This window comes from Rhodospirillales bacterium (assembly GCA_023898785.1).
Taxonomy (GTDB): Bacteria; Pseudomonadota; Alphaproteobacteria; order Micavibrionales; family Micavibrionaceae; genus TMED27.
Genome location: CP060239.1, coordinates 1457082 through 1482147 on the forward strand (window position 1 = coordinate 1457082; position 25066 = coordinate 1482147).

Sequence of the window (25066 nt, forward strand, 5' to 3'; positions counted from 1 at the left end):
AGATATTTTTTATGCCGCTGCGGACAAGCTGGCCGTGTCGATCTTTAGGCCCGGACCCATTGTGGAAGTCAAAGAGACTTTCTTCACGTAGGTGCCTTTTGCGCCTGATGGCTTGGCTTTGATAATTGCGGCGTAGAAAGCACGGATATTTTCAGCCAGCTTCTTGTCATCGAATGAAGCCTTACCAACGCCCGCATGAACCACGCCTGCTTTTTCAGCGCGGAATTCAATCGCGCCGCCTTTAGCATCTTTCACGGCCTTTTCAACATCAGGTGTCACGGTGCCAAGTTTCGGGTTCGGCATCAGGCCTTTCGGACCCAAAACTTTACCAAGCTGACCGACAATCACCATCATGTCCGGCGTGGCGATGCAGCGATCGAAGTCCATTTCACCGGCTTTGATTTTCTCAGCCAGATCTTCAGCGCCGACGATATCCGCACCGGCAGCTTTCGCGGCCTTGGCTTTGTCGTCTTTAGCAAAAACCGCAACGCGCACGGACGAGCCTGTGCCGTTGGGCAGGGAAATCATGCCGCGCACAGCCTGATCGGCGTGGCGTGGATCAACGTTGAGGTTGATGGCGATTTCGAATGTTTCATCGAAGTTGCGAGCTTTGGCCGCACTCTTCAATGCTTTGACAGCATCTTCGAGTGTATATTCCTTGTTACGGTCTACACCTTCCAAAGCCGCTTTCATTTTTTTCGTTTGTTTAGGCATTGTCTAGTCCTCCACCACGTCGATGCCCATAGAGCGGGCGCTGCCAGCGATAATTTTGATGGCGGCGTCAATGTCATTGGCATTGAGATCTTCCATCTTTTTCTCAGCGATTTCTTTCAATTGTGACGTGCGGATTGTTCCGATAATGTCACGCCCCGGTGCACCAGATCCTTTTTTCTGCTTGGTGGCCTGCTTGATGAAATAGCTGGCTGGCGGTGTTTTGGTGATGAAATCAAAAGAGCGATCTTCAAAAACCGTGATCACCACAGGTATCGGAATGCCTTTTGAGTCTTCTGTCTTGGCGTTAAAGGCCTTGCAGAATTCCATGATATTGACGCCGTGCTGACCCAAAGCGGGCCCCACCGGCGGGGATGGGTTGGCTGCGCCACCCGTAATTGTCAGGTTGATGTAACCTGAGACTTTCTTTGCCATTGTATTTCTCCTTATTAACAAAGAGTTTTGTGGTACGGCTCATCCATGGACTTGACGGATGAAAGCCTCCCACATATTTAGTGCTGCGCTTTATAGCCCAGCATCACTTTATAAATCAAGTTAAACTTTCTCAACCTGCCCGTATTCGAGTTCCACCGGCGTGGCACGGCCAAAGATAGAAACAGAGACTTTGAGTTTTTGTTTTTCTTCGTCGATTTCCTCGACAATGCCGCTGAAGGACGCGAACGGACCGTCAGTGACCTTGATTTCCTCACCAATATCGTAGACGACGGATGGACGCGGACGGTCAATGCCTTCCTGAACCTGCTGGATCAAGCGATTGGCTTCGGCCTCGGTGATCGGCACTGGCTTATTGCCCCCCGCTCCTAAAAAGCCACTGACTTTCGGTGTATCTTTGATCAAATGCCAGACATTGTCGTTCATATCGAGTTTGGCCAGCACATAGCCGGGGAAGAATTTGCGCTCGGCATTTACACGCTGGCCGCGTTTGACTTCCACGACTTCTTCGGTCGGGACCATGATTTCTTCAACATGGCTTTCGAGGCCCTGCTTGCGGGCTTTTTCCTTGATGGCTTCGGCGACTTTTTGTTCAAAGCCGGAATAAACGTGAAGAACGTACCATTTTGCTGCAGACATTGTTTTTCTCTCTTTTTAAAAATTATTATAGACCAAAACCCATGATCAAACGCACAATCCATGCAATGATCTGATCTGAAAAATACAGAAACACCGAGGCAATAAAGACCATGATGAACACAGCGATTGTGCTGACGGTTGTTTCATGGCGTGAAGGCCAAGTGACCTTTTTGGCTTCGGAGCGGACCTGTTTAAAAAATTCGACGGGGCTGGCCATGTTCTAAAAATCCTTTTTGTTTGCTCCGAGACACAATTCGTAGAGCGCTTTGGCGCTTTTGTTGATCTCCACCGTGTCAGGGAATGAGACTGTTTAACGTATACGGATTGAAAAAGAAAGCAAAAAGTGCTAGATTGTGCTCATGTTATCTGCAATTTTTAAATTATCCGGTCTGAATGAAGTTCTTGAAGCCAGTCAAGAGGCTGTTTTGCCTTACCTGACGCGCTCGCATGATATAACTGGTGTGGACGGAAAAAAAGACAGCTCCGGCAGCGGCCCCACCCTTGACATTGGCGCTGGCAGTGGCGACTAATTTTTCCATCTTAAAACCGGATTGCGGGCAGCCTTAACTTCGTCGAGGCGGCGGCGCGGTGTGGAATGCGGGAAACTATGGAAGTGGTCTTCGGCATCACTGCGTTGCTCCGCCTCGCCAGCGATATCCTTCATCGCGGTTATAAAGCGGTCGAGGCTGTCCTTGCTTTCCGTATCGGTCGGTTCAATCAGCATCGTGCCGGGGACGACGAGCGGGAAATACACGGTCATCGGGTGGAAACCTTTTTCGATCAGCGCCTTGGCGATATCGAGGGTCTGGACGCCACATTCTTTTTGCTTTTTATCGGTCAGGAGCGCTTCGTGCATGCATGGGCCTTGGGCAGAAAAGGGCGCATGGTAGTCGCCTTCGAGGCTGCGCAGGATATAATTGGCATTCAATACCGCGTCTTCGGAGACCTGTTTTAGCCCGTCGGCGCCGTGGGAAAGCATATAGGCCAGCGCGCGGACATGCATGCCGAACTGGCCATGGAAGCCTTTGAGTCGGCCACAGTTTGTCAGGCGGTCGATTTCGGTTTCCAATCGATAGGTTTCACCCTCTTTCAACACAGTGGGTACGGGCATGTAAGCGCCAAGTTCTTCGGTGCAGCAGATCGGGCCGGAGCCGGGTCCGCCGCCGCCATGGGGCGTTGAAAAGGTTTTGTGCAAATTGATGTGCATGACATCGACACCGAAATCGCCGGGGCGGATTTTACCGACCAGCGCATTAAAGTTTGCGCCGTCCATATAGAAGTACCCGCCGGCCTTATGCAGAAGATTGGCAATTTCGAGAATATCTTTTTCGAACAGGCCGCAAGTGTTGGGATTGGTGACCATCATCCCGGCAATATCACCGCCAGCCGGATCGGTTTTATAGAGCGCTTTTTTAAAGGCTTCTACGGTAAGCATCCCGGTGTCTTTGGTTGGGATGTTGCGGACCTCATAGCCGCAGGTGGTGGCGGTGGCCGGATTGGTGCCGTGGGCGGAATCGGGGGTCAGTACAATCTTGCGCTTTTTCCCGTCGCCTTTTTGTTCGTGGGCGCGGCGGATGGTCATCATCCCGGCCAGCTCGCCATGCGCTCCAGCGGCGGGCGACAGGCACACGCCGGACAGATTGGTGAGCTCGGCCAGCCATTGTTGAAGTTCATACATCAGGGCGAGCGCGCCTTGGGTGGTGGATTCGGGCTGCAGCGGATGCAAATGCGCAAAACCGGGCAGGCGCGCGAGTTTTTCATTCAGGCGCGGGTTGTGTTTCATCGTGCAGGAGCCGAGCGGGAAGAAGCCGTGATCGATGGAATAGTTCCATGTGCTCATGCGGACAAAGTGACGCAGGGCCTGAGGTTCGCTGACCTGTGGCAGGCCGATATTCTCGCGCGCCTGTTGGCCGGTGCGTAATGGCATGCCCGCGGGGGCTGGCAAATCCACGCCGGGGTGATCGGAACGTTCCTTTTCCCAGAGCAGGTTTTCTTCGTAATGCAGGCCGCGGTTATCGTCGTTCATTTTTGTGTCCATAGTTTCTACAATTTTGTTTTCCGCGCTCATGCTAATGCCTCTTTCATAGCCGTGGTCAGGGCAGCAATGTCTTCATCCGTGGTCATTTCGGTGGCGGCGATGAGGAGCTGATTTTCATCGAGATCGTACCCAGCAATGATGCCCTGCCCGGCAAGAGCTTTGACGATGCCTTTTGAGGCCCGCGGCAATTCCAGTGTGAATTCGTTGAAGAAGTTCTCGGTGAGGAGCTTCACACCAGGGATTTGAGTCAGCGCGTCGGCGGTACGGCAGGCCGCTTCGTGGTTGAGGCGCGCAAGACGTTTAAAGCCATCTTCACCCAGCAGGCTCATATGCACGGTAAAGGCGAGCGCGCACAGGCCCTGGTTGGTGCAGATGTTAGAGGTGGCCTTGTCGCGGCGGATATGCTGCTCGCGGGTGGAAAGCGTGAGGACAAAGCCGCGCTTTCCATCGGCATCTTCGGTCATGCCGCACAGGCGTCCGGGCATCTGGCGCAAGTATTTTTCCTTACAGGCGAAAAACCCAAGATATGGCCCGCCATAGCTGAGCGGAATACCGATGGATTGGGCTTCGCCGCAAACGATGTCGGCTTCGGCGGGAGCAGGCAGCAGGCCAAGGGAGACGATTTCTGTGACGACGACGATCAGCAGAGCACCGGTTTCATCGCAGGATTTGCGCAGGGCATCATATTTATGCGGCGCGCCGTAGAAATCGGGTGACTGAATAATGACGCAGGCAGTCTGCTCATCGGGCGCGCCGTCGGTGATTTTAACATCGCCATCGAGATTCCACATGTAGGATTTGAGCACACCGCGATAATCAGGATGCAGAGCGTTTCCAATAACGATCTTTTTGCGCTTGGTCACGCGCAAGGCCATAAGTGCGGCTTCGGTAGTGGCGGTCGCACCGTCATACATGCTGGCGTTGGCGACGTCCTGGCCGGTAAGCTGGGCGATGAAGGTCTGGAATTCGAAAATCGCCTGCAATGTGCCTTGGGCGATTTCGGGTTGGTAGGGCGTGTAGGCGGTGAGGAATTCGCTGCGCTGGATGATGTAATCAACGCTAGCCGGAATGTGGTGGTAATACGCCCCGGCGCCGAGGAAAAACGGCCCGGCGCTGGCGGCGTGATTTTGGTTTGCATAGGCGTTTAAATGACGCTCAACGTCAAGCTCGCCTTGATGATCAGGCAGGTTGAATTTGTGGCCCATCTCAGTAGCCGGAACGTCAACATAAAGATCATCAATACTGCCCACGCCGATGGTTTTAAGCATCGCCGCGCGCGCATTTTGGGTCTGGGGGAGGTAACGCATGTTTTCTTTCTCTCTGTCATTGCGAGGAGCGCAGTGACGAAGCAATCTATAAATCGGAAAACTGGATTGCTTCGCTGCGCTCGCAATGACGTCTTCATTTTAATCCAAAGTCTTCAAATAATCCTTATACGTGGCCTCATCCATCAGGTCGCCCAGCTGCGCCGGATCGGTGATTTTGATTTTGGCGATCCAGCCGCCGTCGGCCAGCGGCTTGGCGATCAGTTCTAGATCATCTGGCATATTGTCGTTGGCCTCAACGACTTCGCCATCGATGGGGGAATACACTTCGGCAGCGGTTTTGACCGATTCGACGACGGCGAATTCATCACCCTTGCTCACCTGTTTGCCTATTTCAGGCAATTCGACAAAGACCAGATCGCCCAGCGCTTCGCGCGCATATTCTGTGATACCCACCCATGCGAGATCACCATCAACATATATCGCTTCGTGATCGGTGGTAAATTTTAACTCAGCCATTGCTTGCCTCGTCCTTATATTTTGGTTGTGATTTATCTATAAAGTCGTGGACTTTTTCCAGACGCGAGTCAATGTAGCCCGGTACTTTATCCATATTAGAGACGACAACTATGGCATAGAGACTGAAAAATATCAGCACAAAGAGCGTTGCTTTTCTTTTGCGACTCAACGGCTTTTTAAGAACGCGTTCGATGGTTTGCGTCAAAAAGTGGCCGCCATCCATATAGGGAAGCGGCAAAAGGTTTACCAAAGCAATTATGACGCAGGTCAATGCAAAGAGGTGCATGTATTTGTAAAATACATTGAGGGCGCGTGTATCTTCGTGCATCACTTCACTGGAATCTTTGAGCTTGTAAGGATCGATAGGCAATAATTGAAACGGTGTTCCTGCAACATTCTTGATCATTGTCGCGCTTTTGCGCAGTGCTTCTATGGCATATTCAAAGGCCGGGCGATCAAGATAGATATTGCCGCGCGTTTGGCCAAAAAACACGCGTTCATAGTCGTCATGATCGGGGTTATCGAGATTGACGTTCTGCGCGGTAGAGAGTATTACGCGGGCCGGTTTTTCTTTTCCATCAGGGCCTTCAAAGCCGACGATTATTTCCTTGCCCATGTTTTTGAGCAGTAACCTGCGCGCTTTGTCTTCATCGTCTTCGGTGTTTTGCCCTTTGACGCTCATCACCGCACTGAGCTTAAGGGGAGAATGTTGCCAGGTGACACCGAAGCGGGCATTTTTGCGCTCAATGCCATCTTCGTCTTTATATTCCGTCCAGCCCGGCGTGAAAGGTATATCAAAAATTTTATCGCCGCGCTGGATCGTATAGATGCTTTGAACCGCGCCTTTGGAATAGGCAACGCGCCAGATGTCCTGAAAATTTGCGACGGGTTTCCCATCAACGGCGAGGAAACGATCGCCGACCTGCATGCCGGCTTTATCAGCAGCCAGCCCCGGTTCAATACCGACCAAAACCGGCGGCGTTGAGGGTTGACCGACCAATATATAGAAAGCGAAAAACAGGAATGGCAGGATTGCAAGATTTGCCAAGGGGCCGGCGAGGATGGTTACGGTGCGTTGCCAAAAAGGCCGAGCGGCGAAAGAACCGCCCTCGGACAGGCCCTCCAACCCTTGAAGATGCACATGAGCGCCGAGCGGCCAACGGCGAAACGACCAGCGTGTACCGTGGTGATCACCCCAATGTCTGAGGGTACGACCGCGGCCAATGACAACGGAATCGACAGGCATTTTGAACAGGCGCGCGGCCCAGTAATGACCCAGTTCATGTAAGATCAATGCGATAAAAATCAGCAGCAAAAAAACCGGCGGGCCGATCAGATATTCGATTTTAAACCAGTCTTCTTCCATTTTATTGTGTTTACTTTCCTGATGCTGGGCCCTTTAGGCTGCAGCCTTTTTCATTGATTTGGTTTTGGCCGGAACGAAGGGCAGTTTGGCCACGACAGCCGCAATATTTCGCCCACGTACATTGATGAATATTTTTTGACCAACATTGGCCAAGTCACTGTTTATATACCCCATTCCGATTGATTCTTTGAGTGTGGGGGAATGACCGCCGGAAGTTAGAACACCGATAACTTCATCGGCTTCATCCCGGATTTCAGCCCCTTCACGGGCAACGCCTTTATCGGTGAGTTTGATCCCGACGAGCTTGCGGGCAGTGCCCTGAGCCAATTCTTTTTGGATGCGATCATAGCCAAAATAGCCGCTGGCGTTTTTGCCTATCACCCAACTCAATCCTGCCTCAACAGGCGAGGTTTCGGCGGTTATTTCATGACCATAAAGCGCATAGCCCATTTCCATACGCAGCGAATCGCGCGCGGCTAGGCCGATGGGTTTGACCGCATCGTGGGCGAGGAATTTTTCTGCCAGCGCTGCGGCGTCCGCGTTCGGCACGGCTATCTCAAAACCATCTTCGCCCGTGTAACCGAGACGGCTAATAAACATCTTATGATCGTCTTTAGCCCATAGCCCCATATAGGGTAAATCTGACAGATCCGTGCCCAGAATCTTGCAGATAACGCTTTCCGATTCGGGGCCTTGCAGGGCCAAAAGAGCCCAGTCATCGAAGTGGGTAAATTCGAGATTCGGGGTTAAATGCTGTTTCATCCAGGCGATGTCTTTGTCTTTGCATCCGGCATTGATGACAAAATGGAAAGCATTCTCGCCGGTTTTTGTGATCATCAGATCGTCGATAATGCCGCCCTCCTCGTTTAGCAGCACGGTGTATTTGGTACGCATATTCCCAAGCTTTTCAAAAGATGAGGGGGTTAGTTTTTGGACAAACTCCAGTGCGTCTGCTCCTTGCACCATTGCCTGGCCCATGTGGGAAACGTCGAACAAACCGCAGGATTCACGCACCCACTCATGCTCTTTGATTACGCCTTCGCCGTAATAAAGCGGCATATCATAACCTGCAAACTCCCCCATTTTAGCGCCCAGCTTCGTATGCAAATCATGTAAGGCGGTGTGTTTGAGCATGAGCGTTCTCCTGTTTATCTGTTCAGTACCAAACATTAATGTGATCGGCAGAATTGTAAAGTCATGCTATTTGGTTATTAAAATGGACAAGTATCGGTGAAGGTGGTGAGCGTGCCGTCTTTGGGGTGGTGAAGCGTGATGCTTTCAGCATGGAGTTGGAGGCGGTCTGCGGCATTGAGTGCGCGTTCATGAGCATAAAAGCGATCACCCAGAATGGGATGGCCCAGCGCCGCCATATGCACGCGGAGTTGGTGAGAACGGCCGGTGAGGGGCTTGAGTTCAACGCGGGATATTTTGAATATTTCGTCATTGCGAGAAGGGTCATCAGACCCGACGCGGCCATCCATACCGGGACATTCTGGATTGCTTCGCTGCGCTCGTAATAACGGAGAGGCGCTATGCTCGATTATCCGCCAGTCGGTTTGAGAAAGGCGCCCATGTTCGTGACAGACCATCTGTAGCGGGCGGTTTTCCCAATTGCAGCGCAGGGGAAGATCGACGCAGCCTTCGCGCTCCTCCGGCACGCCCCAAACGCGGGCGATATAGGTTTTTTGCACTTTTCGGCGTTCGAACTGTTTGCCGAGATTGGCCTGAGCAGCCTTATTCATCGCCATAACGAATATGCCGGAAGTATCCATATCGAGGCGGTGGACCAGCAGGCTTCCGGGGAATTGTTCTTTGGCGCGTGTTTCAAGGCAATCGGCATGTTCCGGCGCTTTGCCCGGAACGCTGAGCAGCCCGGCGGGTTTAGAGAGCACCAGCACGTCTCCATCTTGATGGAGAATATTGAGCGCCTCTTGCGAGGGCGCGTAAATGAAAGAGCTAGCTCGCAAAGACAACTTTCACGCCGCGCTTTTTGAAATAGCTTTGCATCATTTTCCGGCCTGCGCGGTTATTCTGACTTAAACGATCAGGCGCAAAGACCGCTTCCTTTTCACCAGCAGCGTTCATGGCAGCCTTGAGATTGGCTATATGCAGATCTATGTCCTCATTGTCGTTGGTCAGCGAGGTGTAAATGGCTTCTTTGGCCTGTTCGAGTGAAAGGGTTTCGACAAGGGGGGCGCTCATGCGTAATCATCCTTTATTTGTTCTTTCAAATGATTTATCAAACAGCGCTATGAGCACGCAAGATAAAGATCTCGAAAAAGAAGATATTAAGCCGCTAACCGGAGTGCATATTGCGCCGAAGGGGCATGGAGCGGGATGCGCGTGCTGCATGCCGGAGGAAGAGAATGACCAATAAACTCAAAGTCTATGCTACTAATGAGTAATCGGGGTCTTTATCTTTGTAGAGCTTATGCTCGGCAATGTAGGTTGCCAATTCTTCTGGAAGAACCCCAGGCGTACTTCCTGCGGCAAATTGCTGCCTGATTTCACTTGAAGATGTCAGTGTGCTTCGGCCTGTTGTTAGTATGGGTGTTCTTAAAATATCTGATGCTTTTTCCAAACGTTTGCTAGCATTAATGACCACTCCCCAGTTTATTTTTTTACCCGCACTCACAACATTGCTCATTGCAGCAGCAATGTGGAGCATACGCGCGGCCCATAACAATCTTTTGGCAAAGTCTTCTCCACCCACAATATATAAATCGGTGTCCAGATTTTTTTCTGATATGTCTTCAATTGTTCTTTTGTATGATTGTAACTGTCCAATCAGGCCGCTTCCGTGATCACGATACGCCGTTGAAACTTTAAGCCACTGAGAATGCGGCATGGCTATAATCTTGCACATTTGAACTTTTTGATTAAATTCAGCCTGTAAGCTCCGTTTTGTCGTAGATTGTGTGATTGGCAACAACCAAATCTCAGAAAGTCTGTGTTGATCTCTGACTTTCTGTGCTGTATCAACGTGACCAGGATGAACTGGATTATAGGATCCCGGCATGATGCCTATCGACTTATTATCAGTCATGGCCTTAACTCAGGTTTTAAACGGTATTTTATTGTAGTATCGAGCTTGTAAAACCAAAAAGACAAAATGTCAATATTTTCATAATTTTATAGGTTTGTTTATGAGCGCGATAATTCCCAAAATTGATGGACCTTTTTTAAAGGGCATGGGGATGGTGGTTATGCTGGCAGCCTGCGCGGGTGCTTTGACCGCCCTGCCTGTTCTTAAGACGCTGCATATCCACGGCCTGATCATCGCGATGGTCTTGGGCATGGTTTACGCGAATTCCGCTCGCAAATACATACCGGAGAGCTGGATCAGCGGGATTGATTATGCGGCGCGGCGGGTTTTGCGGCTGGCAATTGTGCTCTACGGGTTTCGCCTGACCTTTCAGGACATTGCAGCCATAGGCGTTTCCGGGGTTGTGATCAGCGCACTGATGGTGGGGCTGACCTTCCTGATTGGTTATGTGGTTGGGGTAAAGCTGCTCAAGATTGATAGGGAGGTTACTATTCTCACGGCTGCGGGGGCGGCGATTTGTGGCGCGGCGGCGGTGCTGGCGACCGAGGCTGTTATCAAAGCCAAGCCCTATAAGAGCATGGTCGCCGTGGCAACGGTTGTCATCTTTGGAACTCTGGCTATGTTTTTGTATCCCGCCGCATACCGTCTTGAGCTAGTGCCCATGAATCTGGATGAAATGGGCGTGTATATTGGTGGATCGGTCCACGAAGTCGCCCATGTGGTCGCGGCCAGCGCAGCGGTGGATCCAGCCACTTCAGATGCGGCGGTGATTGTAAAAATGGTGCGGGTAATGATGCTGGCGCCATTCCTGATCTTGCTGGGTTTATGGTTCTGGCGCGGGGCCGAGAATATTGCACAAAAAAATGAGGAAGGGCAAAAGCCTGCTCTGATTCCATGGTTCGCAATATATTTTATTGCGGTGGCCGGATTTAACTCCTTGCATTTGTTGCCTGCGCAGATGGTCAGCAGCCTCATCAGCTTTGATACGTTTTTGCTGACCATGGCGATGGGTGCGCTGGGCATGGAAACCAGCATTACGAAATTCAAAGGCGTAGGCCTTAAGCCCGTCTATCTGGCCTTGCTCCTATTCATCTGGCTGATTTTTGGCGGATTTTTTATTACCAAAATCGTCATGGGCGCGCTGGGTGGTATTTAGACACGATAGACTCTTTGCATTTACGCCATAGATATGTATAAATAGCGCTCTTTCGTAGATTTAAGTGCCGGAGCGCACACAATATAAGGATTGTATAGTCATGGGCAAAACGAGCGGCTCTAACACCGTAATCAATATAAAGACCGGCCTGGCCGAGATGCTGAAAGGCGGCGTCATTATGGACGTTGTAACGGCAGAGCAAGCCAAGGTGGCCGAGGATGCTGGCGCGGTGGCTGTTATGGCTTTGGAACGCGTTCCTTCGGATATTCGCAAGGCTGGTGGCGTTGCGCGGATGAGTCCGCCGGAAGTTATCGAGCAGGTGATGGCGGCGGTGTCGATCCCCGTAATGGCCAAGTGCCGGATCGGGCATTTTGCCGAAGCTCAAATTCTTGAGGCCATGGGCGTTGACTTTATCGACGAGAGCGAAGTTCTAACGCCTGCGGATGAGGAATATCATATCAACAAGCATGATTTTAAAGTGCCGTTTGTCTGTGGCGCGAAGGATCTGGGAGAAGCATGCCGCCGGATTGGCGAGGGTGCGGCGCTGATGCGCACCAAGGGTGAGCCGGGCACTGGCAATATTGTTGAAGCTGTGCGCCACATGCGCAAAATTAACGCGCAGATTTCCCGCGTGACCAACATGGATGAATCTGAGCTGATGAGCTATGCGCGGGATCTGGGCGCGCCGTATGAAATTTTGAAAATGGTGCGGGCCGAAGGTAAATTACCGGTGCCGAACTTTGCGGCAGGCGGCGTAGCTACACCAGCAGATGCAGCGCTGTGTATGCAACTTGGCGCAGAAACCGTGTTTGTCGGTTCCGGGATTTTCAAATCCGATAACCCTGAAAAATTCGCGCGTGCCATCGTGAAAGCGACCGCGCATTTCGATGATCCGGCGGTTGTACTGGAAGCATCGAAAGAGCTGGAAGGTGTGGCAATGCGCGGCACGGAAATTTCCGAGATTGAAGAGCCGATGAAAATGGCCAACAGAGGGTGGTAAAGCGCTATGAAAAGCGCCATCAAAAAGCTTTTGCCTCAGTCTGTTATAAACGCAGCGCGTGCCTTACGCGATGGGCATGCTGTTAACACGCTGGCTCCGCTTAATTTTACGGCAGAAAATTTAAAACCTGCCAATAGCCTTGAGTTTTCATCCATTTGGGCAGACAAAGATATTGCCACATGCTGGCAAAAAGACTGCGACGAAATTTCCAGTGTATTTCCTGAAAGTGACAAATGGGGCGGCATTAATCCCGGTGATCGGCGTGCGCTTTATTATCTGATCAGCGCGTTAAAACCGCAAAATGTGCTGGAGGTTGGCACGCATATCGGGGCTTCCAGCGTCTATATCGCCAAAGCGATGTCTCGCTATGCGCAAGAAGAAGCAAGCCTGACAACCGTGGATATTCTGGACGTTAACGACCCGCAAACAGGCGCTTGGGCCGGCCTAGGGATGGAGCGTTCTCCGCAGGGAAACCTGGAAGCGCTGGACTGCGGGGAATTGTGCAATTTTGTTGTCAATTCGGCGCAAGACTATATGGCGGCGCTAGCTGATGACGACGGAAAACGTTTTGATTTTATTTTCCTTGATGGCGATCATACGGCCAAGGGCGTTTATCATGAAATGGCGCTGGCGCTGAAAATTTTAAAGCCCGGCGGGGTGGTTTTGTTGCATGATTATTATCCGGGCGGGCAAGCCTTGTTTCAGGACGGCAATATAATATATGGGCCGTTCAAGGCTCTGGAGCGCATTCAAAAACAATCACCCCATGCGGTTGTTGAGCCATTGGGGGCGCTTGCCTGGCCGACGAAGCAAGGCTCAAACCAGACTTCTTTGGCGTTGGTGATGCAAAGCGCAGGGGAAGATAGTGAATAGGGGCCAACAAAATATTGTTGACATAATATTTAACTTTGTTCGTATTGCCTCAAACTTATACGAGAAAAAGGAAGAACTATGCCTACAAGCCCAAAAACAGATCAGTTTTCTGGTATTGAAAGAATTAAGGACGCTTTTTATGTTCACTGGACGCATGCAGTAGATGAAACAGGGGAAGGCTATCTGGAACCAGCAGGTATGTTTGAAGACCAAGCTCATAAAATGAGATCAAAAGGTCAAGAACTCCCAGCAGGGATGAAGAAGGCAGAGCAAGAACTTGATAGATATTACAGATATCTTTAAGAAAAACCTTTTAGTTTAAGAATTAAATCCTCGCACTTGCGGGGATTTTTATTTTCTGTATAAGGGCGTTCATGATTCAACAAAAACCCATCATTGGTTGTCTGGCCCTGCAAGGGGCGGTGGAGTTGCACCGGCCACATATTGAGGCCTGCGGGGCGGAATTTCGCGCGGTTAAAACCCCGGCGCAGTTTGAAGAGGTGGATGGATTTATCCTGCCCGGCGGGGAAAGCACAACGATGCTCAAGCTGATTGAGCGGTTTGATCTGTGGGACGTTTTGGCCGGGCAATTTGCGAAGAACCCGGTGTGGGGGATTTGCGCGGGATCAATTTTGATTGCCGAAAAAGTTGAAAATCCAAACCAGAAATCCTTTGGTCTGCTCCCCATCACGGTGCAGCGCAACGGCTATGGGCGGCAGATTGACAGCCATCACGCGGTCATTGAAGGGTATGAAGTTTCGTTGATCCGCGCGCCGGTGATTGCAGCCGTTGATGAGAGCGTGGAGGTTCTGGCCCGTCATGAAGATACACCGGTCTGGGTTAAACGCGGGCAATATATGGCCAGTACTTTTCACCCGGAATTGACGCAGGATTTTCCTTCACCGATGCACCGCACGTTTGTGGAGATTGTCAGCAAGCAAATGCAGAAAGCAGCTTAAGGCTTGGTTAGTGGGAGTGTCTGTATGGCTTGGGGTTGGCTGGGATTATTCGCAGCAACAGGATTTTGTGCCCATTCCGGCATGTTATGATCAAGTTCCTGACCAAATAGATCTTCGGCCAGCGATGGCGGTTCCAGATTTTCTATCAATTCGGGGGATTGTTTGAAAAACTCCGGATATGCCGCAACGAAATTTGCGTAATATTCCTGAACTTCGACTTCGCGGCCAATGATTGAAACGTCCAAATTGGCCTGTAACTGGCGCGCCTTGAGTACACCTTCATAATGATTCAGAGCATTTTCGGGCAATTTTCCATCAGCAACAGCTTCATAGGCCTTTTCACGCAAATCGGCGGCTTCGGCGCGGGCGATCATGAATGTTGCTGCCGTCCCGGCGAGGGGGATGAATTTAAATGTACGCCCTAATACCCTCGGCGCCACATCTATCGCCACATCAAAAGCTTGGCCCAGCCGTGCCAAAGGCCCGATTTTCATGACATGGCCAAATTTTTCTGTGAAAGCTTCTTGTAGGGCCGGTAGCCCGCCGGACTTCACCTCAAGAAAATTATCGCCCAATTGCGCCTTCCATGAAGCAAGCTTGTTATCAAAATAATCAGGATATTTTTTGAGATCGGGCCGGTGAATCGTTCCGCCGGATTTGGGTTCTATCGCGATAAAGACATTATCACGGTCATTGTAAAAAGAGATATGGCTTCCATCTTTACTTGTTATGAAAGCCCGCGTTTCAGGATCATTAAGAGTTGCATGAATAAAATCTCGAAGTTGATCCGCATTTTCCACACCAAATTCGGCAAATTCGTTATAACCGTTTCGCGTACCGAGCACATGCCCCTCATGTGCATGATCTAAAAAGCGTTCAACCGCTTGTTCTATCGTGGTTTTTTCACTCATTACATACCCTGCCAATAGTATAGGGCAGGGGCGTAAAGAAAGTTTTAAGATTTTCGAGCTAAATCATAGGCTTGATCGATATCATGCTCTATTTTTTCAAGCTCTTCACGGGTAAAAGTTTTTTGACAAAATCTATTAAATCGTTCAATACCCATCCCGCGAATGGCCAAATTTAAAATATTACGTATGTAAAACAGCTCCATATCGTGAAACACCCAGCTGTTTTCTTCGGTCTTTTCAAAACGTTCGGCCAAGGCGAGTAAATGCTCCGAATCCATCTCGCATAATACAAAATCAAATTCGTGGCACGCCCGCATAATCGCCGCGAGCTTTTTCAGTTCTTCAGGCGTTGTGTTGACCAAAATCATATCGGCGTCTTTGTTAACAAATTCCATGGATTCTGATCTTTGTATGTTCTTATGCGATAAACTATCAGACAAACTGCAAAGCTATGCAAGATGCCTGAGTTCATCAATTTTTTTTAATTGTGCCCACATGTACACTATATCTTGCTCTGTAACATTATTAAAATAATGGGATGAAGAACGACACTCGTCTCCAAGGCTGCGGGCAAATATAAGAATATTATAGAGATAGAGTATCTCTAAATCATGAAAAACCCAGCTATCCTGTTCTGCCTTATCAAGACGATCTGCGAGATCTAACAGATCGTCACTGTCCATTTCACACAAAACAGGGTCATAGGAATGACACGCCCGCATAATCGCCGCGAGCTTTTTCAGTTCTTCGGGCGTTGTGTTTACCAAAACCATATCAGCGTCTTTGTTAACGAATTCCATGGATGCCAGCCTTTATTTATTCTCTGCAGTATAGCGTAATCGCATGTGATTGACACCCTATATGAAACCCCTTACAAACTGCCTTTATGATTAATTATATTTCCACGCGCGGGGGCGGCGAGCCGAGAGACTTTGAACAAGCTTTACTGAGTGGGCTGGCGCCTGATGGCGGCTTGTATGTGCCGGAAAGCTGGCCGCGCCTTGATCTGGATGCACTTAAAGGTAAACCGTATATCGATGTTGCCATAGAGGTGATGTATCCGTTTGTGGAAGGGTCTTTGGACCGCGATGAATTTGCGACGATTGTGCGTGAGACCTATGGGCCGGAATTTTTCCGTCACAAAGATGTCGTGCCACTACACCCTCTTAAAGACAATCACTATATTTTGGAGCAGTTCCACGGGCCGACGATTGCGTTTAAGGATGTGGCGTTGCAATTGTTAGGGCGATTGTTTGACCATGTTTTGAAAAAGCGCGGTGAGCATATCACGATTGTCGGCGCGACCTCGGGCGATACGGGCAGCGCGGCGATTGAAGGGTGCAAGGTTTCCGATCAGCTGGATATTTTTATCCTGCACCCGAAGGGGCGCGTTTCAGATGTGCAGCGTAGGCAGATGACCACCGTAGAGGGCGAGAATGTGCATAACATCGCGCTGGAGGGATCGTTTGATGATTGCCAGAACATGGTTAAGGCGATGTTTAATGATGCGGAGTTTCGTAAAGAGATGAATCTGGCTGCCGTGAACTCTATCAACTGGGCGCGGGTGATGGCGCAGATTGTTTATTATGTGACCAGCGCTTTGGAACTGGGCGCGCCGGACAAACAGGTGACTTATGTTGTGCCGACGGGCAATTACGGCAATGTGTTTGCGGCGTATTGCGCGCGTAAGATGGGCCTTCCAATCAAGCTGGTCGTGGCGACGAATGAGAATGACATCCTGACGCGATTTTTTGAAAGCGGACAGATGAAGGCTGCGGGGTGCGTGGCGACGATTACGCCGTCGATGGATATTGAGATTTCGAGCAATTTTGAGCGTTATCTCTTTGATCTTCTGGATAGGGATGAGGATGCGTTGGCCGCGATGATGCGCCGCTTTAAGGACACCGGGCATTTTGAAGTATCGCCTGAACAACTGGCGCGGGCGCGTGAAGATTTCGCGGCCGGACGCACGGATCAAAGCGAGACGCTGGCGACAATTAAACAGGTCTATGAGGACACTGATTATATTCTCGATCCGCATACGGCGGTGGCGATGAAGGTGGCGCTGGACGTTGCGCCTGAAGTTGACGGGCCGGTGGTGACGCTGGCCACGGCGCATCCGGCGAAGTTTCCTGATGCGGTGGAAAAAGCAATTGGTCTGCGCCCTGCCCTGCCTGAGCATCTGGCGGATTTGTTTGACCGCGCCGAGCGGCTTGAAGAATTGCCAAATGACATTAAAGTCGTGCAGGATTTTGTGCGCGAGCATTCACATATATCCAAACAAAATGCGGCTTAACCTCTATGAGTAATATTCAAACGACAACTCTTCCCAACGGCCTGCGGGTTATTACCGACCATGTGCCGAGTATGCATTCGGTGGCGCTCGGCATCTGGGCTGGTGTGGGTACGCGGCATGAAAACCTCGCGCAAAACGGCGTGGCGCATATGGTGGAACATATGCTGTTTAAAGGCACGGAGATGCGCGATGCGCTCCAGATTGCCGAAGAGCTGGAGAATGTTGGCGGATCTATGAATGCGTATACAGGGCGTGAAGTGACCAGCTATCACGTGCATTTACTGGCCGAAGACATGCGGTTGGGGCTGGATGTGATGTGCGATATGTATCTGAACTCGACGCTGCCTGAAGATGAGATCGAGCGCGAGCGCGAAGTGATTTTGCAGGAAATCGGGATGTGTAATGATACACCCGATGATCTGGTGTTTGATGTTTTTTCTGAAACGGCTTATCCGGATCAGGCTTTGGGCGCGCCGATTTTAGGCCGGGCGCATAATATTGAAGCCATGAGTCAGGACCATCTGCGCGATTATATCGATCGGTTTTACACGCCCGCCAACACGGTGGTTTCAGCGGCGGGCGCGGTTGATCATGATGCATTTGTGGCGCAGGCGGAGGATGCCTTTGCCGATAAAGCGGCTTCGAGAGCCTGCACTTATGAAGCAGCGGCCTATAAAGGCGGAGAAACGCGGCTGAATAAGGATCTTGAGCAGAGCCATTTCATTCTTGGTTTTCAGGGGCTTGGCCGTCATGAAGACGATTATTATGCAGCACAAGCGCTTTCGACGGTGCTGGGGTCGGGCATGTCTTCGCACCTGTTTCAGGAAGTGCGGGAAAAACGCGGGCTGGTCTATTCGATTTTTTCCTATCACAGCGGTTATCAGGATAATGGCACATTCGGGATTTATGCCGGAACCGGGCCGGACAAACTGGATGAGATTATTCCAATTGTTTGCGATGAGGTGCTGAAGGTTGGCAGCGATGTGATGGAGGAAGAACTGGCCCGAGCGAAATCACAACTTAAAGCGGGACTGTTGATGGGAAGGGAATCGATGATGACCCGCGCCGATCAACAAGCTAAATGTCTATTGTTCCGCAATAAGGTTTTTGATTTGGAAAGTTTGACGGGAGCTATTGAGAAAATTGACAGGGCGGCGATTGCGCGCGTTGCCGAAAAAATATTTTCTACAAAACCAACGCTAGCAGCGCTCGGCCCGCTTGAAAAGCTTGAAGCATTTGAGCAAGTTCGGAAACGATTGGCCGCCTAAAAGATGTTGCTCGGTTTTAAAAAACAAGATTCTGAGTTTCCCGATATTTCACTGCAATGCGCGCGCGTTTTGATGCGCCCGCCGACTTTGACCGACTGGCCGGAATGGGTAAAAGTGCGCGCGGTCAATCAAGATCATATTCAGCCTTTTGAGCCGCTATGGCCGAGCGAACCGTTTACCCAAGACCTTTTTAAACGCCGTCTGGCGCGTCAGATTCGCGAATGGGAATTGGGGCATGCAAATGCATTTTTGATTTTTAAGCGCGACAATGGCCAATTGATCGGCGGGATGAATATCAACAATATCTGCCGCGGCGCGGCGCAGTATGCTTCTTTGGGTTACTGGATTGATTGGAATCATGAAGGCCGGGGCTATATGGCAGAAAGCCTTGCACTTACTTTGCGTTATTGTTTTGAAACGCTGGGACTGCACCGGGTGAATGCGTCGTGTTTGGCGCACAATACGCGCAGCCGCAATGTGCTGGTAAAGGCTGGGTTTCAGGAAGAGGGCATGGCGGAGAAATATCTACAAATCAACGGGGAATGGCAGGACCATATTTTATTCGGTCTGCCGATTGAGCATTGGAAAGAGGTTGAGGGTGGCGATTAAGCGCGGCCCATTTCACCCGAGAGCAACGCAGGATCAAAACCAAGCTTGTGCACAGCGTGTTCCCATTTTTCTTCGGCTTTATCTGTAAAGATCAGCGCCGGGTCTGGCTGTGAAACAAGCCAGGCATTTTGCTGTAATTCCGCTTCAAGCTGGCCGGGCGTCCATCCGGCATAGCCTAAAATAAAGAGCGCCTGGTCCGGGCCTTCGCCTTTGGCCACGGCCTTAAGCGCATCGGTGGTGCCGGTGATGCTGAAATCTTCATCGACCTGCACGGTGTCATCTTGTTTGAATTCGGTTGAATGGAGCAAAAATCCACGTGCCGTTTCGACAGGTCCGCCGTTTAAGACAGGTAGGTTCAAGTCTTTGGCCTTGATTTCAATATCCGATTCAATGCCGAGTTGTTTGAGCAGATCGTCAAATTTTAATGCAGGTACAGGAGCATTGATCACCAGCCCCATAGCGCCGTTTTCATCATGGGCGCATAGATAAATCACAGCGCGGTGAAAACGTGGATCACCGATCGTCGGCATGGCCAAGAGCAGCTTTCCGGTTAGATAACCCGTCTTTGTTTCTGTCATCGTCACCTCTTCGTTTGCCTCGCATGTGCAAAAAGATTATCCTTAAAAGAGGCGGTTCACATTAACAGGAATGAGCGGTTAGATGTCAAAGTTTTTTATTTTTCTAATTGTCTTTGCTTTTGCAATGCCTGCATGGGCTTCGGATTGGGTGGATGGCGAGCATGTGCGCGCACGTCTGGCCGCTGTGCCTGATGCTGGAAATAAAATGGCTGTTTTGGAAGTTGAATTGGAGGACGGTTGGCATAGCTATGGGCAAGATCCAGGTGATGCGGGTTTGCCGCCGCGCTTTGAGTGGGAAGGCTCAAGCAATCTTGAGCGCGCCCAGATCAGTTGGCCGGAGACGTTTGAAAAACGTGAAATGGATATGTTCACGGTGAATGCATATGAAGGCGCCATTCAGTTTCCATTGACGATTATACCCGTTGATGTGCAGGGCGATGTTGCGCTTAAACTGGGCTTGAAGCTGATGGTATGCAAGGATATTTGCATTCCGAGCACATTGGATCTGGCGCTGGATTTGAAACCTGCTTGGCCAGCCCCTTAAGCTTTAGAAATTTCCTCGTAAATTTTCAGTGTGTGTGCAACGACACTTTCGACGTCAAAGTTACGTGCGGCCAGATCATGGCTGGCACGGCCCATTGCTTCTAAGCAAGGGCGGTCTTCAAGCAGCACCCGCATCGCATCAGCCGTGGCCAGCGGGTCTTTGACCGGCACCAATAGACCATTCACTTCATGCTCGACCGCCTCGCGGCAGCCCGGGTGATCGGTTGTGACAATCGCGCGGCCTGTGGCGGCGGCTTCCAGTAAAACTTTCGGCACACCTTCGCCATACCAGGATGGGTAGCAAATCAGGCTGGCGGATTGGTAAAGTGCAGGCATATCGGCGACTTTGCCAAGCCATTCCACCTCACTTTCAGCCAGCATCGTTTCCATTTCTTCTTTTGAAATTGCGCTGGGGGTTGTGGCACTCAATCCTCCGGCAATTTTAAACCGTGCATTTATTCCACGTTTTTTGAGAATATTGGCCGCCTTGATAAACACCGCGACGCCTTTTTCATGGATAAGGCGTGTGGGCATGAGCACGATTGGGCGCTTGTCTTCCGGCAGCGGCATCAACGGATATTGCGTTAAATCAACGCCCGAACCGCGAATAAGTGTACAGCGTTCGGGAACGGCAAATCTACGGCGGATCATCAGTGCCATATCATCGGGGTTTTGAAAGATCAGATGCGTGCGTTTTTGTTTGAGGGCTAATTTTAGGAACGGGCCAATCGCTATACGCAAAATTTGCGGCTTTGCACCTTCGCCGGAAAACAGATAACCCAGTCCGGCCAGCGTATGGACGACCCGAACGTCTTTATAAAGCCTTGCGGCGAGACCGGCGAAAAATGCATATTTCAGTGTGATGGCATGGATGATCGCCGGATGTTCGCGCTTAATAATTTTGTAGATAGCCCAGATGATTTTGGCCGGGCCGGATGCGGGGAGTTCATGTCCTGTGAAATGTTGCGGGGCGAGGTCGGGATCGCTATCCGCGCCGGTCACAGCAACGCTGACGTCCCAGCCTTTAACTTGCGCGCCTTTGGCCAGCGGTAGACGATGCGACCAAAACCAGTCAATGTGATTGATAACGAGAAGAAGTTTTTTGGCTGCCATTTATGCAGCCCTTTTATGATCTTGTTTTTTATCCTGAAATTCGCATTCAATCATTTCTTCCAGCCCGTCATGAAGGGAATAAGGCGCTTTAAAACCGGTTTCTTCTTTGAGCTTATCGGCATTTACAATCGTATCGGCGCAGAATTTTTTGATACGGATAATGCTGATTGGAAATTTTTTGCCAGTGACTTTCGCCGCGACATCAAACACGCTGCCGCCGAGTAGACCCAGCGCATAAGACATTTGCGGGCCGAGGCCCCTATAGCCCAGAGCTTTGCGGATGGAAGCAACAAAATCGCGCATATTTATATCCGGCTTATCGGCGTAGTTATAAAGATGCGCACCCGCTTTAAAGCCCAAAGCATGGTGAAGGAAGGCTGCGACATTGCCAACATAGGCGATGGATTTACAGTTCTTTCCATCGCCGATCATAATGAATTTGCCGCTGGCGATCTGATTTATCAGGGTAAAGATGTTGCCGCGATTGCCGGGGCCAAAGGTGGCGACAAGGCGGATGATGGTCAGACTGCGGGCCGGGTCTTGGGAGGCCCAATATTCGAAGGTCTTTTCGCTGTCACATTTCGATTGCCCGTATGGGTTAAAGGGGGCGGGCGGATGCTCTTCGGAGGAGCCTTTTTTTAGATCGGCCGGAACGAGTGGATAGACCGCGACCGAGCTGGTGAAGATAATTTTTTTAATGCCATTAGCCTTGGCAGCCTCGATCACGTTTTGGCCGCCGGTAACATTGACATCGGTGTAGAGAGAAAGCGGAGTCACGTCATCGCGGTGCTCGGCGGCAAGGTGGTAGATGGCGTCTGCACCTTCCAAGGCTTTAGTGAGGGTGTCTAAATCCCGAATATCGGCAATGATGCTATCATCCGGAAAACTTTCCGATTTTTTGAGGTCGATCAAAACCAATTCATGGCCGTCACTTTTCAGTAGCTTTGCCAGTTGCGTCCCGATAAACCCCGCCCCACCTGTAATTGCTATTTTCATGGCCTCTGTTCTACCTCACATCCAGCGTTTATGCCAGGCCTGAAACATTAAAATACACCAAAGCGCTTCGCCATGCGCACCCTGCGCGCCCAGATGCGACTGCCAGAGTTTCCGCGTTTTTTGTACATCAAGCAGCCCTTCTTCGCGCAGATGTTTTTCATCGAGCAGGCTTTCGGCCCAATCGCGTAAATCACCGCGCAGCCAATCACCGACCGGCATGTTAAAACCCTGCTTGGGGCGCTGAAAAAGTTTTTCAGGAACGTGCCGTTTTAGAACCTGGCGCAACAGCCATTTGCCCTGCCCGCCTCGAATTTTGATATTTTCCGGCAAGGACCAGACATAATCGAAGATCCGTGTATCGAGCAACGGCGCGCGCGCTTCCAGACCATAGGCCATGGATGCCCGGTCAACTTTGGTAAGGATGTCGTGTGGCAAATAGCCGGTCGTGTCCCAGAACATCATTTTTTCGGCAAAGGAGAGTTCGACGCCAGGCAGGCTGAGTTCTTTTTGGTAGTACCCTTGCGCGCCTTTACCAATCAGGCGGCGATAGATGTCTTCTTGTGAGCTCAGCGAGAGAATGTCTGCGACTTTGTGGAGTTTAACGCCTAATTGCGGGTGTTTGCGGTTTAGCTGGTCCAGTGAATTGACCGGCATGCGAGTGATTATATTGGATAAGCCGATGCGCAAAATACGGGGCATTTTGTGCATGTTTTTCCAGATTTGGGGCCCCTGAACATGGCGGCTATAACCACCCAGCATTTCATCGCCGCCGTCACCGGAAAGCGCTACGCTCACGCTTTCGCGGGCAAAGCGGCTGACCAGCAAGGTGGGAATAGCTGAAATATCGGCGAAGGGTTCGTCGTAAATTTCCGGCAAGCGCGGGATGAGATCCAGCGCATCCTTTTGTGTGCAGAAATGTTCGTGGTGATCGGTGCCCAGATGCGCGGCGATTTTTGCGGCAAAAGGTGCTTCGTTATAGCCTGCATCTTCGAAACCGATGGCATAGGTCTTCACGGGCTGGCTCGCATGTTTTTGCATCAGCGCAACAATTGATGAGCTGTCGATGCCGCCCGAGAGAAACGCGCCGAGTGGAACATCAGAGATCATACGATCGCTGACGCACTGGCTGAGCAGCGATTCGAATTCGTCGATGAGCGCATTTTCGTTTAAGGGATTAGGCCGGGTTTTGGCTTGCTCCAACGCGCTAGAGGCCTGCCAATAGGGTTTCATCTGCGCGGGCAGATTTTCTCCGGGCCTGAGCGCTGTTAAATCAAGCGTAAGACGGTGGCCGGGTGGAAGCTGCCAGATTTGCTCATAAATTGACAACGGCGCTTCGACATAACCGAGCGTCAGAAATGCTTGCAGCGCTTCGGGATTCAGGGCCGGGATGAAATCCGGATGCGTGCGCAGGGCTTCGAGTTGCGAGCCGAAGATGAGATTGGCCCCGGCCCAGCCGATATAGAGTGGTTTTTTCCCCAGCCGGTCGCGGGCAAAGCTGAGCGTGCGGTCTTTGCGATCCCACAAGGCGAAGGCAAACATGCCGCTCAGTTTTTGCAGCGCGAGGCTGAGACCCCATGCTTCAATGGCGGCGAGAATGACTTCAGTATCGCTGCGGCCCTTAAAAGTATGGCCATGCTTTTCGAGATCCTTTTTCAGGGTACGGAAATTATAAATTTCGCCGTTGAATACTGTGACGTAGCGCTCACTCGCGGAGATCATCGGCTGCGCGCCGTCTTCGCTCAGATCTATGATTGACAGGCGGCGGTGACCTAACACCAGCGGCAAGTCCGGGTCTTGCCAGAGCCCGCCTGCGTCGGGGCCGCGATGGCTCAACGCATCGGCCATATTTTTGCCGATGACGTGCAACTCGGTGCGAGGCCGGTCTGCTTTAAATGTATAAAAACCTGTTATACCACACATAAATTCACTGTTTCTCGTCAGGCTGAATATCTGATAAAATGAATTATACTATACGCAGAGGGTTAAACAATCTCATGAATATTGATCTTCTTTTTACGGCCGCGGGAGAAGCGGGTCTGATTTCCAGTGAAAACCTGGTGAAGAAGGTTGCTGGCGTTGTGTTCGACATTGCTACAGGGACTTTGACGTTTGAATATGTCGATATGGATTTTCTGGAATTGAATATCCCGGTGGAAAAGGAATTTAACGCAGCGTTGGATGTGTGCCCGCAAATTCATATCGGCGCAATTAAAGACGGTAATATTGCCCAGGCTTATCAGGTGCCGTTTATGTTTCTGGATGATCCGTATCGTGGTGAGGCCTTTCAAGGCCTCGCCCCGCCGTCTCAGCCGCTGGAAGCTTTTGACTATTTCGTGAAATCCACCGTGTTTGGGCAGCCCGTTCACCGCGAGGATTTGGGCGATGAAAGCGCGATGGGCTGCGTTCTAGGCGATGCGGTGCCCAGCGCTTTGCAATTTGCGCCGCATCTGGCACGGCGGCATCAGATGGAAATCGCGCCAAAATCTGCGCCGAATGCACCGGGACCGACGATGCCCGGTTTGGGCGCAGGTGGGGGCCATGCCAGCGGTAGTGCCATTGGCCGCATCACGCGCGGCACCGGCAATACGATTCCGCCGAAAAAGCGGGATGAGTGACTATCATTAATGATTGTCATTCCCGCGGCACGCCGAAGGCGTGCTTAAACGGCGGAAATCCAGAAAAAGTGAGCGGCTTTGCCGCTCGCATATGGATCCCGTTCGTGCGAAC

31 protein-coding genes are annotated in these 25066 nt (G+C 51.0%); 12 read left to right on the forward strand and 19 right to left on the reverse strand.

The annotated features are described in order from the left end of the window. Positions 1–9: 9 nt before the first annotated feature. The 4 genes from rplA to secE all read right to left on the reverse strand — a co-directional run bounded on the left by rplA (position 10) and on the right by secE (position 2020). On the reverse strand, positions 10–714 hold the full coding sequence (rplA, locus tag H6859_07325; protein USO04965.1) for a 50S ribosomal protein L1: 705 nt from the start codon (positions 712–714) through the stop codon (positions 10–12). Between the two features lie 3 nt (positions 715–717). Next, a complete protein-coding gene (gene rplK, locus H6859_07330; protein ID USO04966.1) occupies positions 718–1146 on the reverse strand; it encodes a 50S ribosomal protein L11 in 429 nt (142 codons plus the stop codon). A gap of 120 nt (positions 1147–1266) precedes the next feature. Further along, positions 1267–1803: a transcription termination/antitermination protein NusG gene (gene nusG, locus H6859_07335; protein USO04967.1), complete on the reverse strand. Its 537-nt coding sequence runs from the start codon at positions 1801–1803 to the stop codon at positions 1267–1269. Between the two features lie 25 nt (positions 1804–1828). Next, entirely contained in the window at positions 1829–2020 is a 192-nt protein-coding gene (gene secE / locus H6859_07340) for a preprotein translocase subunit SecE (protein ID USO04968.1), read from the reverse strand. A 136-nt stretch (positions 2021–2156) separates the two neighbouring features. On the opposite strand from secE, the gene H6859_07345 reads away from it, so the two are divergent. After that, the gene (locus H6859_07345) at positions 2157–2333 is read left to right on the forward strand and encodes a hypothetical protein (GenBank protein ID USO04969.1); all 177 of its coding nucleotides are present in this window, start codon (positions 2157–2159) and stop codon (positions 2331–2333) included. Here the strand turns inward: H6859_07345 and gcvPB are convergent. The 7 genes from gcvPB to H6859_07380 form a co-directional block, all read right to left on the reverse strand. Then, entirely contained in the window at positions 2330–3871 is a 1542-nt protein-coding gene (gene gcvPB / locus H6859_07350; protein USO04970.1) for an aminomethyl-transferring glycine dehydrogenase subunit GcvPB, read from the reverse strand. The genes H6859_07345 and gcvPB overlap by 4 nt on opposite strands. Further along, complete coding sequence (gene gcvPA / locus H6859_07355; protein ID USO04971.1) at positions 3868–5148, reverse strand: aminomethyl-transferring glycine dehydrogenase subunit GcvPA; 1281 nt, start codon at positions 5146–5148, stop codon at positions 3868–3870. Before gcvPA ends, gcvPB begins: the two co-directional genes overlap by 4 nt. Before the next feature lie 99 nt (positions 5149–5247). Beyond that, a complete protein-coding gene (gene gcvH / locus H6859_07360) occupies positions 5248–5625 on the reverse strand; it encodes a glycine cleavage system protein GcvH (GenBank protein USO04972.1) in 378 nt (125 codons plus the stop codon). Continuing rightward, the gene (locus H6859_07365) at positions 5618–6991 is read right to left on the reverse strand and encodes a site-2 protease family protein (GenBank protein ID USO04973.1); all 1374 of its coding nucleotides are present in this window, start codon (positions 6989–6991) and stop codon (positions 5618–5620) included. The genes gcvH and H6859_07365 overlap by 8 nt, the downstream gene beginning before the upstream one ends. Before the next feature lie 33 nt (positions 6992–7024). Further along, positions 7025–8125, reverse strand: coding sequence for a glycine cleavage system aminomethyltransferase GcvT (gcvT, locus tag H6859_07370; protein ID USO04974.1), 1101 nt, complete (start codon positions 8123–8125; stop codon positions 7025–7027). Positions 8126–8202: 77 nt separating this feature from the next. Beyond that, a complete protein-coding gene (locus tag H6859_07375; protein USO04975.1) occupies positions 8203–8883 on the reverse strand; it encodes an RNA pseudouridine synthase in 681 nt (226 codons plus the stop codon). A 64-nt stretch (positions 8884–8947) separates the two neighbouring features. Next, positions 8948–9193 carry a hypothetical protein gene (locus tag H6859_07380; protein ID USO04976.1) on the reverse strand — a complete coding sequence of 82 codons (246 nt, stop codon included), beginning with the start codon at positions 9191–9193 and terminating at the stop codon, positions 8948–8950. Here H6859_07380 and H6859_07385 point away from each other — a divergent pair. Continuing rightward, a complete protein-coding gene (locus H6859_07385; GenBank protein ID USO04977.1) occupies positions 9192–9368 on the forward strand; it encodes a hypothetical protein in 177 nt (58 codons plus the stop codon). The genes H6859_07380 and H6859_07385 overlap by 2 nt on opposite strands. Before the next feature lie 9 nt (positions 9369–9377). On the opposite strand, the gene H6859_07390 is transcribed toward H6859_07385, so the two are convergent. Further along, on the reverse strand, positions 9378–10037 hold the full coding sequence (locus H6859_07390; GenBank protein ID USO04978.1) for a hypothetical protein: 660 nt from the start codon (positions 10035–10037) through the stop codon (positions 9378–9380). Positions 10038–10182: 145 nt separating this feature from the next. On the opposite strand from H6859_07390, the gene H6859_07395 reads away from it, so the two are divergent. The 5 genes from H6859_07395 to pdxT all read left to right on the forward strand — a co-directional run bounded on the left by H6859_07395 (position 10183) and on the right by pdxT (position 14025). Continuing rightward, on the forward strand, positions 10183–11193 hold the full coding sequence (locus tag H6859_07395) for a YeiH family putative sulfate export transporter (protein ID USO06730.1): 1011 nt from the start codon (positions 10183–10185) through the stop codon (positions 11191–11193). 100 nt (positions 11194–11293) lie between these two features. Continuing rightward, complete coding sequence (gene pdxS / locus H6859_07400; GenBank protein USO04979.1) at positions 11294–12193, forward strand: pyridoxal 5'-phosphate synthase lyase subunit PdxS; 900 nt, start codon at positions 11294–11296, stop codon at positions 12191–12193. 6 nt (positions 12194–12199) lie between these two features. Further along, a complete protein-coding gene (locus tag H6859_07405) occupies positions 12200–13066 on the forward strand; it encodes a class I SAM-dependent methyltransferase (protein ID USO04980.1) in 867 nt (288 codons plus the stop codon). 78 nt (positions 13067–13144) lie between these two features. After that, positions 13145–13369: a hypothetical protein gene (locus H6859_07410; GenBank protein USO04981.1), complete on the forward strand. Its 225-nt coding sequence runs from the start codon at positions 13145–13147 to the stop codon at positions 13367–13369. A gap of 71 nt (positions 13370–13440) precedes the next feature. Next, positions 13441–14025 (forward strand): pyridoxal 5'-phosphate synthase glutaminase subunit PdxT, encoded by a 585-nt coding sequence (gene pdxT, locus H6859_07415; protein USO04982.1) that lies wholly within the window; start codon positions 13441–13443, stop codon positions 14023–14025. On the opposite strand, the gene H6859_07420 is transcribed toward pdxT, so the two are convergent. Genes H6859_07420 through H6859_07430 form a run of 3 tightly spaced genes read right to left on the reverse strand, consistent with a single transcriptional unit; the run spans position 14022 to position 15736 of the window. Then, positions 14022–14936: a hypothetical protein gene (locus H6859_07420; GenBank protein USO04983.1), complete on the reverse strand. Its 915-nt coding sequence runs from the start codon at positions 14934–14936 to the stop codon at positions 14022–14024. The genes pdxT and H6859_07420 overlap by 4 nt on opposite strands. A 44-nt stretch (positions 14937–14980) precedes the next feature. Continuing rightward, the gene (locus H6859_07425; protein USO04984.1) at positions 14981–15331 is read right to left on the reverse strand and encodes a hypothetical protein; all 351 of its coding nucleotides are present in this window, start codon (positions 15329–15331) and stop codon (positions 14981–14983) included. 54 nt (positions 15332–15385) lie between these two features. Continuing rightward, a complete protein-coding gene (locus H6859_07430; GenBank protein ID USO04985.1) occupies positions 15386–15736 on the reverse strand; it encodes a hypothetical protein in 351 nt (116 codons plus the stop codon). An 89-nt stretch (positions 15737–15825) separates the two neighbouring features. Between H6859_07430 and H6859_07435 the strand changes: the two genes are divergently transcribed. The 3 genes from H6859_07435 to H6859_07445 are packed head-to-tail and all read left to right on the forward strand — an operon-like array spanning position 15826 to position 19109. Then, positions 15826–17232, forward strand: a complete 1407-nt coding sequence (locus tag H6859_07435) for a threonine synthase (protein ID USO06731.1) — start codon at positions 15826–15828, stop codon at positions 17230–17232. 5 nt (positions 17233–17237) lie between these two features. Then, the gene (locus H6859_07440; protein USO04986.1) at positions 17238–18500 is read left to right on the forward strand and encodes an insulinase family protein; all 1263 of its coding nucleotides are present in this window, start codon (positions 17238–17240) and stop codon (positions 18498–18500) included. Between the two features lie 3 nt (positions 18501–18503). After that, entirely contained in the window at positions 18504–19109 is a 606-nt protein-coding gene (locus H6859_07445; protein USO04987.1) for a GNAT family N-acetyltransferase, read from the forward strand. On the opposite strand, the gene H6859_07450 is transcribed toward H6859_07445, so the two are convergent. Then, positions 19106–19687 (reverse strand): YqgE/AlgH family protein, encoded by a 582-nt coding sequence (locus H6859_07450; GenBank protein USO04988.1) that lies wholly within the window; start codon positions 19685–19687, stop codon positions 19106–19108. The two genes, H6859_07445 and H6859_07450, sit on opposite strands and share 4 nt — an antisense overlap. A gap of 82 nt (positions 19688–19769) precedes the next feature. Here H6859_07450 and H6859_07455 point away from each other — a divergent pair, with 82 nt between their 5' ends. Further along, positions 19770–20231, forward strand: coding sequence for a hypothetical protein (locus H6859_07455; GenBank protein ID USO04989.1), 462 nt, complete (start codon positions 19770–19772; stop codon positions 20229–20231). Here H6859_07455 and H6859_07460 read toward each other — a convergent pair. The 3 genes from H6859_07460 to asnB are packed head-to-tail and all read right to left on the reverse strand — an operon-like array spanning position 20228 to position 24259. After that, positions 20228–21343 (reverse strand): glycosyltransferase family 4 protein, encoded by a 1116-nt coding sequence (locus tag H6859_07460; GenBank protein USO04990.1) that lies wholly within the window; start codon positions 21341–21343, stop codon positions 20228–20230. The genes H6859_07455 and H6859_07460 overlap by 4 nt on opposite strands. After that, entirely contained in the window at positions 21344–22339 is a 996-nt protein-coding gene (locus H6859_07465; GenBank protein ID USO04991.1) for an NAD(P)-dependent oxidoreductase, read from the reverse strand. Between the two features lie 15 nt (positions 22340–22354). Further along, positions 22355–24259, reverse strand: coding sequence for an asparagine synthase (glutamine-hydrolyzing) (gene asnB / locus H6859_07470; protein ID USO04992.1), 1905 nt, complete (start codon positions 24257–24259; stop codon positions 22355–22357). Positions 24260–24333: 74 nt separating this feature from the next. On the opposite strand from asnB, the gene H6859_07475 reads away from it, so the two are divergent. Next, positions 24334–24954: a hypothetical protein gene (locus tag H6859_07475; GenBank protein ID USO04993.1), complete on the forward strand. Its 621-nt coding sequence runs from the start codon at positions 24334–24336 to the stop codon at positions 24952–24954. Positions 24955–25066 lie beyond the last annotated feature (112 nt).

Coding starts and splice junctions, on each gene's coding strand:
- rplA (USO04965.1), bottom strand. CDS start 714: ATGCCTAAACAAACGAAAAAAATGAAAGCGGCTTTGGAAGGTGTAGAC.
- rplK (USO04966.1), bottom strand. CDS start 1,146: ATGGCAAAGAAAGTCTCAGGTTACATCAACCTGACAATTACGGGTGGC.
- nusG (USO04967.1), bottom strand. CDS start 1,803: ATGTCTGCAGCAAAATGGTACGTTCTTCACGTTTATTCCGGCTTTGAA.
- secE (USO04968.1), bottom strand. CDS start 2,020: ATGGCCAGCCCCGTCGAATTTTTTAAACAGGTCCGCTCCGAAGCCAAA.
- gcvPB (USO04970.1), bottom strand. CDS start 3,871: ATGAGCGCGGAAAACAAAATTGTAGAAACTATGGACACAAAAATGAAC.
- gcvPA (USO04971.1), bottom strand. CDS start 5,148: ATGCGTTACCTCCCCCAGACCCAAAATGCGCGCGCGGCGATGCTTAAA.
- gcvH (USO04972.1), bottom strand. CDS start 5,625: ATGGCTGAGTTAAAATTTACCACCGATCACGAAGCGATATATGTTGAT.
- H6859_07365 (USO04973.1), bottom strand. CDS start 6,991: ATGGAAGAAGACTGGTTTAAAATCGAATATCTGATCGGCCCGCCGGTT.
- gcvT (USO04974.1), bottom strand. CDS start 8,125: ATGCTCAAACACACCGCCTTACATGATTTGCATACGAAGCTGGGCGCT.
- H6859_07385 (USO04977.1), top strand. CDS start 9,192: ATGCGTAATCATCCTTTATTTGTTCTTTCAAATGATTTATCAAACAGC.
- H6859_07380 (USO04976.1), bottom strand. CDS start 9,193: ATGAGCGCCCCCCTTGTCGAAACCCTTTCACTCGAACAGGCCAAAGAA.
- H6859_07390 (USO04978.1), bottom strand. CDS start 10,037: ATGACTGATAATAAGTCGATAGGCATCATGCCGGGATCCTATAATCCA.
- H6859_07395 (USO06730.1), top strand. CDS start 10,183: ATGGGGATGGTGGTTATGCTGGCAGCCTGCGCGGGTGCTTTGACCGCC.
- pdxS (USO04979.1), top strand. CDS start 11,294: ATGGGCAAAACGAGCGGCTCTAACACCGTAATCAATATAAAGACCGGC.
- H6859_07405 (USO04980.1), top strand. CDS start 12,200: ATGAAAAGCGCCATCAAAAAGCTTTTGCCTCAGTCTGTTATAAACGCA.
- H6859_07410 (USO04981.1), top strand. CDS start 13,145: ATGCCTACAAGCCCAAAAACAGATCAGTTTTCTGGTATTGAAAGAATT.
- pdxT (USO04982.1), top strand. CDS start 13,441: ATGATTCAACAAAAACCCATCATTGGTTGTCTGGCCCTGCAAGGGGCG.
- H6859_07420 (USO04983.1), bottom strand. CDS start 14,936: ATGAGTGAAAAAACCACGATAGAACAAGCGGTTGAACGCTTTTTAGAT.
- H6859_07425 (USO04984.1), bottom strand. CDS start 15,331: ATGGAATTTGTTAACAAAGACGCCGATATGATTTTGGTCAACACAACG.
- H6859_07430 (USO04985.1), bottom strand. CDS start 15,736: ATGGAATTCGTTAACAAAGACGCTGATATGGTTTTGGTAAACACAACG.
- H6859_07440 (USO04986.1), top strand. CDS start 17,238: ATGAGTAATATTCAAACGACAACTCTTCCCAACGGCCTGCGGGTTATT.
- H6859_07445 (USO04987.1), top strand. CDS start 18,504: ATGTTGCTCGGTTTTAAAAAACAAGATTCTGAGTTTCCCGATATTTCA.
- H6859_07450 (USO04988.1), bottom strand. CDS start 19,687: ATGACAGAAACAAAGACGGGTTATCTAACCGGAAAGCTGCTCTTGGCC.
- H6859_07455 (USO04989.1), top strand. CDS start 19,770: ATGTCAAAGTTTTTTATTTTTCTAATTGTCTTTGCTTTTGCAATGCCT.
- H6859_07460 (USO04990.1), bottom strand. CDS start 21,343: ATGGCAGCCAAAAAACTTCTTCTCGTTATCAATCACATTGACTGGTTT.
- H6859_07465 (USO04991.1), bottom strand. CDS start 22,339: ATGAAAATAGCAATTACAGGTGGGGCGGGGTTTATCGGGACGCAACTG.
- asnB (USO04992.1), bottom strand. CDS start 24,259: ATGTGTGGTATAACAGGTTTTTATACATTTAAAGCAGACCGGCCTCGC.
- H6859_07475 (USO04993.1), top strand. CDS start 24,334: ATGAATATTGATCTTCTTTTTACGGCCGCGGGAGAAGCGGGTCTGATT.